The organism is Micromonospora phytophila, assembly GCF_023656545.1.
In the GTDB taxonomy this organism is placed as follows: domain Bacteria; phylum Actinomycetota; class Actinomycetes; order Mycobacteriales; family Micromonosporaceae; genus Micromonospora; species Micromonospora phytophila.
In genome coordinates this window covers 1-10120 of the sequence record NZ_JAMOKF010000205.1, presented here as the reverse complement: position 1 = coordinate 10120, position 10120 = coordinate 1, and the positions used below count along the sequence as shown (strand labels likewise).

The window sequence follows — 10120 nt, the reverse complement described above, 5'->3', positions numbered from 1 at the left end:
TACGTGGACACCCAGAGCAAGCAGGTTCAGGTGACGAAGGACCCGGAGCCGAAGAACGACCAGAACGGCAACCAGCGGTCGGAGAAGAACACTGGCCGGCTCATGTGGTCGACCCAGGTCTTCGTGCCGGAGTCCGCGCTGGACGAGGGCGCCGGCGGGCGCTGGCTGCTGCTGCTCGGGGTGGCCGCCGCCCTGGTGGGCGCGGCGGTGCTGGTGGTCGACCGGGTAGCCGCCCGCGCGGCCGACTCGGCCCGGGGCCTGGTCAAGGCGGCGCTCGCGGTGGGCGACGGCGACCTGGGCGTACGCATCGAGCCGAACGGCCCGCGGGAACTCGCCGAGGCCGGCTACGCCTTCAACCGGATGGCCGACCGCCTGGTCACGGCCCGCACCGACGAGCGGGAACTGGTCGCCGACCTGTCGCACCGGCTGCGTACGCCGCTGACCGTGCTGCGGCTGGACGCCGAGGCGCTGGAGTCGGACGACACCAGCGTGGGCTCGTTCAGCGAGGCGGAGCTGGACCGGCGGCGGGGCATCCGGCGGATCCGGCAGGCGATCGTCACCCTCGAAGGTGAGATCGACGTACTGATCAAGACCACCCGCAAGGCGGTGGCCCACGAGGCCGGGCCGGCGATGTGCGACGTCAGCGAGGTGGTCCGGGACCGCATGGTCTTCTGGGCCGCGCTGGCCGGCGACCAGAACCGGCCGCACCGGGTGAGCGGCGCCCAGCTGCGCATCCCGGCGCCGGTGCCCCGCGCCGAGCTGGCCGCCGCGCTGGACGCGGTGATCGGCAACGTCTTCCGCTACACCCCGCAGGGCACCGCGTTCGAGGTGGCCGTCTCCCGCCGGGACGGCTACGTGGCCATCCGGATCGACGACGCCGGGCCGGGCATCGCCAACCCGGACCGGGCGCTGCGCCGGGGCACCAGCGACCAGGGCTCGACCGGGCTGGGGCTGGACATCGCCAAGCGGGTCTCGTTGCAGGCCAACGGGTCGGTGAGCATCGACCGGGCCCGGCTGGGCGGGGCCAGCGTGGTGATGCTGCTGGCCGATCCGGAGGCGACGCCGCGACAGGTCAACCGGTTCGGGCTGGTCGGGCGGATGGCGCGGGAGGCCCGGGAGCAGAAGACCGGCGGCCGACGCTGGCCCCGCCAGCGCCCCACCGACGGCTGAGCCGGCAGGGCGTCCCGGCCGGGCGCGGGCTGTGGGGCGGCACAAATCTTCCTTAGTTCCGAATTAACCACCTCGGCTGATCGGCCGGGGGCTGCCAGGATCGGTACAGAACCCATCAGTTCCACCGGCCAATGCCCCGAGCACCCACCCGGCCGGTGGAGCCGTGCGCGCGGCGGGAGAAACGGTCCCCCCACACCTGCTCCCGCCGCGCGCCACTCCCACGCCGCCCGGCCACTCCCCCGCCGCCCCGCAATCACGGCCCGCGAGGGCACGCGGTCGTGGCGCGGGGGCCGCGGGGTGGTGCGGCGCGAGAGCGGGGTCGGTCAGCGGGCCGTGGCCAGGTGGGCGTCGATCTCGGCGGTGATCCGCTGCTTGCCCGCCGGGTCCAGGAACGATGCGGTCACCGCGTTGCGGGCCAGCGCCGCCAGCCCTTCGGGGCCCGCGCCGAGCAGTCGGGCCGCGACCGCGTACTCGTCGTTGAGGGTGGTGCCGAACATCGGCGGGTCGTCGGAGTTGATGGTGACGAGCAGCCCCGCCTCGACGAGCTGCCGCAGCGGGTGTTCCTCGATCGTCGCGACGGCACGGGTACGCACGTTGGAGGTGGGGCAGACCTCCATGCCGATCCGGTGCTCGGCCAGATGGGCCAGCAGCTCCGGGTCCTGGGCGGCGGAGATGCCGTGCCCGATCCGCTCGGCGCCGAGGTCGCGCAGCGCGTCCCAGACCGTCTGCGGGCCGGTGGTCTCACCGGCGTGCGGCACCGAGCGCAACCCGGCCGCCCGGGCCTGGTCGAAGTACGGCTTGAACTGCGGCCGGGGCACTCCGATCTCGGGGCCGCCCAGGCCGAAGCTGATCAACCCGTCGGGGCGCTCGTCCAGGCAGATCCGCAGCGTCTCCTCGGCCGCCGGCAGGCCTGCCTCGCCGGGGATGTCGAAGCACCAGCGCAGCTCGATGCCGAAGTCCGCCGCGGCCCGCTTGCGAGCGTCCTCGATCGCCTCGCAGAACGCCGGCGCCGGAATGCCCCGGTGCACGTGCGAGTAGGGCGTCACGGTGAGTTCGGCGTAGCGGACCTGCTGGCGGGCCAGTTCCCGGGCCACCTCGTGGGTGAGGATCCAGACGTCCTCGGGGTCGCGGATCAGGTCCACGACGCTGAGGTAGACCTCGATGAAGTGGGCGAAGTCGCGGAAGGCGAAGTAGTCGGCGAGCGCGGCCGGGTCGGCCGGGACAGGGCTGCGCCCCTCGTGGCGCGCGGCCAGCTCGGCGACGATCCGGGGCGAGGCGGAGCCGACGTGGTGCACGTGCAGTTCCACCTTGGGCAGTCCGGCGATGAAGGTGGGCAGGTCGGTCACAGGTTCTCCTCTGCACGGGCGCCGGTACGGGCGACGAAGAAGACGCGTCGGAACGGGAAGTACACCTGCCCCTGCCGCACCGGGTACGCCTCGGCGAGGCGTACGCCCAGCTCGGCCCGGAAGTCGGACCAGCCGGCGGCGTCCAGGGCCGCGCGGACCGGCCGGAGCGCGGTCCCCTCCATCCAGGTCAGGACGGGGTGGTCCGCGTCGGCGCGGGCCGGCAGCAGGTGCACGTAGGTAGTCTCCCAGGCGTCCACCGCGCAGCCGGCACCGGTCAGCAGCGCCGCGTAGCCGGTGGCGTCGTCGACCGGGGCCTCGCGCAGCAGCGGGGCGAGGTCGGCCGACCAGGCGGGCCGCCCGGCGACCTGGCGCAGCGCCCGGTGGGAGGCGGCGTCGAAGTTCCCCGGCACCTGCACCGCCAGCCAGGCCCCGGCGGGCAGCTCGGCGGCCCACCGGGTGAGCAGGTCCCGGTGGCCGGGCACCCACTGGAGCACCGCGTTGCAGACGACCACGTCCACGTCGGATCCCGGTCGCCAGTCCCGGACGTCGCCGACGGCGAAGGTCACCGGGGCGGGGGCCGCGCCGGCCCGGTCGATCATCTCCGGCGAGGAGTCGAGGCCGACGATCCGGCTCGCCGGCCAGCGCCCGGCGAGGGTGGCGGTCAGGTTGCCGGGGCCGCAGCCCAGGTCGACCACGGCGCGCGGCCGGTCGGCGGGGACCCGGGCGAGCAGGTCGTGGAACGGCCGGGACCGCTCGTCGCCGTAGCGCAGGTACGTCGTCGGATCCCACATGCCAGCCTCCCAAACCGTACGTCCGTCTTGTTTTCAAGGTACGGCCCGTCGCGCGCCTGGACAAGCGGATCACTAGGCTTGCCCCATGGAGCAGCGCACCTTTCCGCGGCTGGGGCGGAACGTCGGCGTCATCGGGCTGGGCGCCTGGCAGCTCGGCGCCGACTGGGGCACCGTCACCGAGGACGACGCGACGGGCGTGCTGGCCGCCGCCGTCGACTCCGGAGTCTCCTTCCTCGACACCGCCGACGTCTACGGCGACGGGCGCAGCGAGCAGCTGATCGGGCGGTTCCTGCGCGGCCGGCCCGACGCGGGGCTGACGGTCGCCACCAAGATGGGCCGCCGCGTGGCGCAGACGCCCGAGGCGTACACCCTGGCGAACTTCCGGGAGTGGACCGACCGGTCCCGGAGGAACCTGGGGGTGGAGACGCTCGACCTGGTCCAACTGCACTGCCCGCCCACGCCCGTCTTCGCCCACGACGCGGTCTTCGACGCCCTCGACACCCTCGTCGCCGAGGAGCGGATCGCCGGCTACGGGGTCAGCGTGGAGACCGCCGACCAGGCGCTCACCGCGATCGCCCGCCCCGGGGTGGCCAGCGTCCAGATCATTCTCAACGCGTTGCGGCACAAGCCCCTCGAACGGGTGCTGCCGGCCGCCGCCGAGGCCGGGGTCGGCATCATCGCCCGGGTGCCGCTGGCCAGCGGGCTGCTTTCTGGCCGCTACGACGAGCACACCACCTTCGCCGCCGACGACCACCGCAGCTACAACCGGCACGGCGAGGCGTTCGACGTCGGCGAGACCTTCTCCGGCGTCGACTTCGACCTGGGCCTGGCGGCGGTACGCCGGCTGGCCCCGCTGGTCGGCGCGGAGCGCACGATGGCGCAGTTCGCGCTGCGCTGGGTCGTCGACCAGCCCGGGGTCACCGTGGTCATCCCCGGCGCCCGCGACGCCGTCCAGGCCCGCGGCAACGTGGCCGTGGCCGACCAGCCCCCGCTGACCGGGCCCGAGCTGGCGGCGGTGGCGGAGGTCTACGACGAGCTGATCCGGCCGCAGGTGCACGACCGGTGGTGAGCCGGCCGGCCGCCCCGGCGCACGACCCGGGCGCGCCGGCCGGGGTGGGGACCGACGGAGGGGGAGCACGATGAAGGGCTGGCTGCCGCTCACCTTCGGCCTGCTCGCGGTGGTCGGCGGCGCCGTCTGGACGGTGCAGGGCCTCGGCTACGTCGAGGGCAGCGTGATGACCGACCAGCGGATCTGGGCGGTCCTCGGACCGGCCGTCGTCCTGATCGGACTGGTCGCGCTCTGGTTCGGGCTGCGCGCCCGCCGCAGACGCTGACGCCCACCGCCAGGCGCGGACAGGCCCACCGCCGGCGCTGGCAGGCCCCCCGCGAACGCGGACAGGTCCACCGCCCGGCGCCGACAGGGAAAGCCCCGCATCCCAGAGGGACACGGGGCTTCATTTCGATCCGGTGGCCGGATCGCCCACTGGCCGGCGGCTGCCGACCGGCAGTGCTCAGATGGGGCGGACCTGCTCGGCCTGCGGACCCTTCTGACCCTGGGCGATCTCGAACTCCACCCGCTGGTTCTCCTCCAGCGTGCGGTAGCCGCTGGACTGGATGGCCGAGAAGTGGACGAACACGTCAGCACCCCCGCCGTCGACGGTGATGAAGCCGAAGCCCTTGTCTGCGTTGAACCACTTCACGGTTCCCTGCGCCATGTGTATCTCCTTCTAAAACTGGCGGCCGAGCACGCCGTGCGGCCGATTGGCCGTTTTCGAGCAGCGGCGCCTGAGGCGGCCCCCACGAAGGAGACTTCTCTCAACCCACGCCATCTCTCAACAGCGTGGAACAGCAAACCACGTACGCAAAAACTCTGCACTGCCTGGCGGACGAAATTCTCCGACATGTGACCTGACGGATGGCGAAGATCCGCTGGGCGGCGCGGGACGCCGTGCGAAAGGCCCCCTCACCGTCGATGCGGTGCGGGGGCCTTCCGGTGGTCGCCTCAGTCCGGCCAGTGGCCGGTCAGCCGGCGTACGCCCACCGCGCCGCCCCGGTCGACGGCAGCCCGCACGACCGCGAAGATGGCGCCCTGCAACGCCGCCGCCGCGAGGATCTCGCCCCAGTTGCGGTCCTCGTCGGTGGCGGTGGGCGCCTCGCCGTCGCCCGCGGTCATCTTCCACACCTGCCGGAAGATCGCGCCCGCGACCGTACCGGCGGCGATGCCCATCAGCACGCCGGCCGGCTTGTACGCGGCCATCCCGATGCGCCTGCTCACCTGCGCCCCCTCCGGACGATCATCAGCACGATCACGGCGGCCACCGCACCGGCCGCGAGCGCGGCGAACGGCGTGGGATTGCGCCGCACGACCTCGCCCTTCTCCTGTGCCTGCACCCGTGCCACCTGGGCCTGCTGCGTCGCCCGCCCGCGCACCCGGGCGACGGTCTGCGCCGCCTGCTCCCGCATCCGGTCCTTCGCCTGGTCCGCCGAGGACCGCAGGCGCGCCTTGACGTCGGCCTTGGCGGCCAGCGCCTCCATCGTCTCGCCCAACTCGACCCGGGTCCGACGGATCTCCTCCCGCAGCGCGTCGGTGTCGCCGCTGCCCCTCCCGTTGCCCGTCATGCCCGTCCCCTGTCCTTCACCGCGGCGGTGACGGTGTCCACGTCCGCCCGGACGCTGCGCACCGCCGCCGCCGGCACCGGCGGGACCGCCTGGCTGACCTGCTTCTTGCCCACCAGGGCGAGAACTCCGGCCATGGCGAAGAGCACCACCGCGACGATCAGGGCGGCGGCCCAGGCCGGCAGCACCAGGTCGAGCAGCAGGATCGCGGTGGCGACCAGGGCTCCCAGCCCGTAGAGCGCCAGGGCGCCGCCGCCGCCGAAGAGGCCGATGCCGATGCCGGCGTGCTTGCCCTTCTGGGTCAGCTCCGCCCGGGCCAGGGCCAGCTCGTCGCGGACCAGGCGGGAGACCTGCTCCGTGGCCCGCTGCACCAGCTCGGCGGTGGACGGTTCGCTCCCGTTACGGGTTGTGCGGGCGTTCGCCACGTCAGCCATGCTGTCCTCCTTTCATCATCACCGCGCTGTATGCCCGGAGTCGCCGCTCGTCAATCCTTCGCACGGCGGTCGGTCACCCGCACCGCCGTGTCCGTCGTGCCGAGCGGCGACCCGACGGAGCAGGAGCAGAAGCGTCGCGCAGCGACTCCCCAGCAATCGCCCGGTCAAACCTCCCGACGGGGCGCACTCCTCGCGGGCCCCCCAGCCGACGCAACCACCACCCACGACACCAAACGCCCCCACACCCCCGAGGACACGTCCCACCCCCGCCCGCTGCCGGCACCGACCCGGCGCAGACGTGCGGAGCCCCCGGCGCCAGTGGCGGCCGGGGGCATCCGGGGTACGCGGCGGGGGCGGGAGTCAGCGGCGGGACTCGGCGGGCTCGTCGGGCCCGACGAAGGCCTCGCTGCGGGCGTCACCGTCGGAGCTGCCGCCGAAGACCCGGGCGTCGTCGGGCACCTCGGCGTCGGAGAGGCGGCGGACCGGCCGCCGGGGCCGCACCCACTGCCAGGGCAGGTTGCTCTCCGCGTCGCCGAGCTCGGTGCGCATCCGGGGCATCGCCGTCGGGCGGTGGTCCCGGATCCAGGCGACCAGGTGTTCGCGGACGAGGCAGCGCAGGTCCCACAGGCTCCCGGCGTCCGCCGCGCTGACCAGCGCGCGGACCTTGACCATGCCGCCGGTCGCGTCGGTGACCTGGAGTACGCAGACCCGGCCGTCCCAGAGGTCGCTGCTCTCCACCAGGCGGCGCAGCTCCTCCCGCATGGCCTGCACCGGGATCGCCCAGTCCAGGTCGAACTCGGCGGTGCCGAGCACCGCCGCCTCGGTCCGGGTCCAGTTCTGGAACGGCTTGCTGGTGAAGTACGAGGTGGGCAGGATCAGCCGCCGGTCGTCCCAGATCTGGACCACCACGTAGCTGAGCGTCAGCTCCTCGATCCGACCCCACTCCCCCTCGACGACCACCACGTCGTCGAGGCGTACGGCGTCGCTGAAGGCGAGCTGGAGGCCGGCGAAGACGTTGCCGAGCAGGCTCTGCGCGGCCAGCGCGGCGACCACACCGACCACACCGGCGCTGGTCAGCACGCCGGCGCCGATGCCCCGCACGGCGGGGAAGGTCATCAGCATCACGCCGACCGCCAGGATGACGATCACCGCGATGGTCAGCCGGCGCAGCATGACCACCTGGGTGCGCACCCGCCGGGCGTGCCGGTTGTCCGGCACGTCCACCCGGAACCGGGCCAGCGCGGTGTCCTCCACCACGACCAGCAGCGAGGCGACCAGCCAGGCGACGCTGGCGATCACCGCGAGCACCAGCAGGTGCAGCACCACCTGCCGCCAGGAGGCGCCGACCGCGTACCCGGTGCTGAACCGGACGGCGAACTGGATGGCGAGGACGGTGGCGGCGGCCTGGAACGTCCGGTGCGCGTGGTCGGTCAGCTCGGTCATCAGCAGCGAACGCCGACCCAGGCGCCGGACGACCCGGTGCACGACCTCCACCACGAACAGGGCGATCGCCGCCGCGGCGAGCGCGGCGACGATCGTTCCGAGGTAGCTCTGCACAGGTTCTCTCCCCCTCCGGACCGGGCGGTGGCGCTTCGGGCAAAAGCCCAATAGTGCCCGGCGCATCCGGAATCGACCAACCTCAGACCTTCCGGTAGCGGGACTGGAGGAGGCAGAACAGGCCGAAGGCGGCGATGCCGAGGGCGACGACGGTGAGCAGCACCTGGCCGTAGGACTGGTCGCGCAGGGTACGCAGCGCGGCGTCCAGGCCCCGGGCCTTCTCCGGGTCGTAGTTCACCGCGGCCAGGATGATCAGCAGACCGGCGATGCCGTACGCGACGCCCTTGGCGATGTAACCGGCCATGCCGAGCCGGCGGGCGAGCTGCCGGGTCTTCGGGCTCATCTCGCCGGTCTTCAGGTGCTTCTCGAAGCGCTTGACCAGCCCGTAGATCACCAGGCCGACGCCGATCGCGGCGAGCACCAGCCCGGCCAGGCCGACCAGCCAGCGGCCGCCGGTGGAGTCCATCAGCTTGCCGGTGAGCGCCTCCTGCTGGTCGGCGCTGTTGGAGCTGGCGTCCTTGAAGACCTTGAACGCGGTCCACGCGAAGTAGAGGTAGACGAGGGTCCGCCCCAGCGAGGCGAGCCGTTCCCAGACCCGCGCCTTGCCCTGCTCGGCGCGGTGCCCGACGGCCGCTTCCAGCGCCTGCCAGATCGCCATGGCCAGCAGGCCGACGGCGATGGTGCCGACGAGGAACTTGCCCAGCGGCTGGGCGGCGATGGTACGCAGCGCACCGGACTGGTCGCCGTCGTCGGCGGACTTCCCGAACGCGATCTGCAACGCCAGCCAGGCGAAAAGAAGGTGCACGACGCCGTAGCCGATGAAGCCGGCCCGGGCGAGTAGTTCGAGCCACCTGCTGTTCGCCGTACGGGCGGCGGTGGCTTCGGCGTTCCGGGTGAGAGACATGGCGCCTCAATCTCCGTTCGCGAAGATTCCCAAACGTCGGCCGCCGCCGCCCACACGCCCGTCAGCTGGCGGGATTCCGCGAAACGCGGATCTTGACCTCCTGGTCGGTGACGCTGTCCAGGGTGACCGCGAGCCCGCCGACGTCGGCGGCCTGCTGCCCGACGGTCAGCGACAGCTGCTCGCCGGCCACCTCGACGGTCACCTGGTCGCCCTGGGCGCCGATCAGCTTGGCCTCGACGCCGAGGATGGTGGCGCTGGCGTCCACGCCCCGGTCGAAGGTGACCGTGCAGGCGTCGAGCCCGCAGTCGGTGGAGGCGCCCTCCGAGCTGCAACCGGCCAGCACGGCGACGCCGAGCGCCAGGCCGGCCAGCAGGCCGGCGGCGCGGCGGGCGGGGGTCAGCGGGAAGTCAACGCGTCGGTTCGTCACGCCGCCAAGGGTACGAGACGCCCGCGACGGCGGCACCGCCGGTGATCATCGCTGCTCCCCGGGGGCCGGGGTTAGGGTCGCCGCATGCCGTTCGACATCGCCCGCACCCGGGCCGCCTACCCCGCCCTGACCGAGGGCTTCGTCCACTTCGACGGTGCCGGGGGCACCCAGACCGCCGCCCCGGTCGTCGACGCGGTCGCCGAGGCGATGCGCGCCGCGGTGGGCAACCGCAGCGCGGCCTTCGCGCCGGGCCGACGCTCGCTGGAGCTGGTCTCCGCCGCCCGCTCGGCCGTTGCCGACCTGCTCGGCGCCCGGCCCGACGGGGTGGTGCTCGGGCCGAGCGCGACCGCGCTGACGTACATCCTGGCCCGCGCCCTGGGCGCGCGGTGGCGACCGGGCGACGAGGTGGTGGTCTCCCGGCTCGACCACGACGCGAACGTCCGGCCGTGGGTGCAGGCGGCCGAGGCGGCCGGCGCGACCGTGCGCTGGGCCGAGTTCGACCCGGCCACCGGCGAGCTGCCGGCCGGGCAGTACGCGGACCTGGTCGGCGAGCGGACCCGGCTGGTCGCGGTGACCGCCGGCAGCAACGCGATCGGCACCGTGCCGGACGTGGCGGCGATCGCCAAGACGGCGCACGCGGTCGGCGCCCTGGTCTGCGTCGACGGGGTGCACTCCGTGCCGCACGGCCCGACGGACCTGGCCGCCCTCGGCGCGGACTTCCTGGTCACCAGCGCCTACAAGTGGTCCGGCCCGCACCTGGCGGCGATGGTGGCCGACCCGTCGGCCTGGGAGCGGCTGCGGCCGGCGAAGCTGCTGCCCTCCTCCGACGCGGTGCCGGACCGCTTCGAGTTCGGCACGCCGAGCTTCCCGCTGCT

The 10120-nt window shown here is 73.6% G+C and carries 13 protein-coding genes; 4 read left to right on the top strand and 9 right to left on the bottom strand.

The features are described from left to right. The first annotated feature begins 102 nt into the window (after positions 1-102). Positions 103-1170, top strand: coding sequence for a HAMP domain-containing sensor histidine kinase (locus tag NCC78_RS21385; RefSeq protein WP_250796555.1), 1068 nt, complete (start codon positions 103-105; stop codon positions 1168-1170). A 323-nt stretch (positions 1171-1493) separates the two neighbouring features. Here NCC78_RS21385 and NCC78_RS21380 read toward each other — a convergent pair whose 3' ends face one another. Together NCC78_RS21380 and NCC78_RS21375 are read right to left on the bottom strand one after the other, a co-directional pair. Next, positions 1494-2516 (bottom strand): adenosine deaminase, encoded by a 1023-nt coding sequence (locus NCC78_RS21380; protein WP_250796554.1) that lies wholly within the window; start codon positions 2514-2516, stop codon positions 1494-1496. Next, complete coding sequence (locus NCC78_RS21375; RefSeq protein ID WP_250796553.1) at positions 2513-3307, bottom strand: trans-aconitate 2-methyltransferase; 795 nt, start codon at positions 3305-3307, stop codon at positions 2513-2515. Before NCC78_RS21375 ends, NCC78_RS21380 begins: the two co-directional genes overlap by 4 nt. 85 nt (positions 3308-3392) lie before the next feature. Between NCC78_RS21375 and NCC78_RS21370 the strand changes: the two genes are divergently transcribed. Together NCC78_RS21370 and NCC78_RS21365 are read left to right on the top strand one after the other, a co-directional pair. Further along, complete coding sequence (locus NCC78_RS21370) at positions 3393-4376, top strand: aldo/keto reductase (protein ID WP_250796552.1); 984 nt, start codon at positions 3393-3395, stop codon at positions 4374-4376. A 70-nt stretch (positions 4377-4446) separates the two neighbouring features. Beyond that, complete coding sequence (locus tag NCC78_RS21365) at positions 4447-4641, top strand: hypothetical protein (RefSeq protein ID WP_250796551.1); 195 nt, start codon at positions 4447-4449, stop codon at positions 4639-4641. Positions 4642-4818: 177 nt separating this feature from the next. Here NCC78_RS21365 and NCC78_RS21360 read toward each other — a convergent pair whose 3' ends face one another. The 7 genes from NCC78_RS21360 to NCC78_RS21330 form a co-directional block, all read right to left on the bottom strand. Then, entirely contained in the window at positions 4819-5022 is a 204-nt protein-coding gene (locus NCC78_RS21360; protein ID WP_091424054.1) for a cold-shock protein, read from the bottom strand. 287 nt (positions 5023-5309) lie between these two features. Continuing rightward, positions 5310-5564 carry a DUF4235 domain-containing protein gene (locus tag NCC78_RS21355; protein WP_372495171.1) on the bottom strand — a complete coding sequence of 85 codons (255 nt, stop codon included), beginning with the start codon at positions 5562-5564 and terminating at the stop codon, positions 5310-5312. A 14-nt stretch (positions 5565-5578) separates the two neighbouring features. Further along, positions 5579-5926 carry a DUF3618 domain-containing protein gene (locus NCC78_RS21350; RefSeq protein WP_250796549.1) on the bottom strand — a complete coding sequence of 116 codons (348 nt, stop codon included), beginning with the start codon at positions 5924-5926 and terminating at the stop codon, positions 5579-5581. Further along, positions 5923-6357: a phage holin family protein gene (locus tag NCC78_RS21345; RefSeq protein WP_250796542.1), complete on the bottom strand. Its 435-nt coding sequence runs from the start codon at positions 6355-6357 to the stop codon at positions 5923-5925. The genes NCC78_RS21350 and NCC78_RS21345 overlap by 4 nt, the downstream gene beginning before the upstream one ends. A gap of 360 nt (positions 6358-6717) precedes the next feature. Beyond that, positions 6718-7914, bottom strand: a complete 1197-nt coding sequence (locus NCC78_RS21340; protein ID WP_250796541.1) for a mechanosensitive ion channel family protein — start codon at positions 7912-7914, stop codon at positions 6718-6720. A gap of 82 nt (positions 7915-7996) precedes the next feature. Further along, the gene (locus NCC78_RS21335) at positions 7997-8818 is read right to left on the bottom strand and encodes a DUF1206 domain-containing protein (protein ID WP_250796539.1); all 822 of its coding nucleotides are present in this window, start codon (positions 8816-8818) and stop codon (positions 7997-7999) included. A 61-nt stretch (positions 8819-8879) separates the two neighbouring features. Further along, positions 8880-9245: a hypothetical protein gene (locus NCC78_RS21330; protein WP_250796538.1), complete on the bottom strand. Its 366-nt coding sequence runs from the start codon at positions 9243-9245 to the stop codon at positions 8880-8882. 84 nt (positions 9246-9329) lie between these two features. On the opposite strand from NCC78_RS21330, the gene NCC78_RS21325 reads away from it, so the two are divergent. After that, on the top strand, positions 9330-10120 hold a 791-nt coding region (locus NCC78_RS21325; protein ID WP_250796537.1), incomplete at its 3' end, for an aminotransferase class V-fold PLP-dependent enzyme.

Coding starts and splice junctions, on each gene's coding strand:
- NCC78_RS21385 (WP_250796555.1), top strand. CDS start 103: ATGTGGTCGACCCAGGTCTTCGTGCCGGAGTCCGCGCTGGACGAGGGC.
- NCC78_RS21375 (WP_250796553.1), bottom strand. CDS start 3,307: ATGTGGGATCCGACGACGTACCTGCGCTACGGCGACGAGCGGTCCCGG.
- NCC78_RS21370 (WP_250796552.1), top strand. CDS start 3,393: ATGGAGCAGCGCACCTTTCCGCGGCTGGGGCGGAACGTCGGCGTCATC.
- NCC78_RS21365 (WP_250796551.1), top strand. CDS start 4,447: ATGAAGGGCTGGCTGCCGCTCACCTTCGGCCTGCTCGCGGTGGTCGGC.
- NCC78_RS21360 (WP_091424054.1), bottom strand. CDS start 5,022: ATGGCGCAGGGAACCGTGAAGTGGTTCAACGCAGACAAGGGCTTCGGC.
- NCC78_RS21355 (WP_372495171.1), bottom strand. CDS start 5,564: ATGGCCGCGTACAAGCCGGCCGGCGTGCTGATGGGCATCGCCGCCGGT.
- NCC78_RS21350 (WP_250796549.1), bottom strand. CDS start 5,926: ATGACGGGCAACGGGAGGGGCAGCGGCGACACCGACGCGCTGCGGGAG.
- NCC78_RS21345 (WP_250796542.1), bottom strand. CDS start 6,357: ATGGCTGACGTGGCGAACGCCCGCACAACCCGTAACGGGAGCGAACCG.
- NCC78_RS21335 (WP_250796539.1), bottom strand. CDS start 8,818: ATGTCTCTCACCCGGAACGCCGAAGCCACCGCCGCCCGTACGGCGAAC.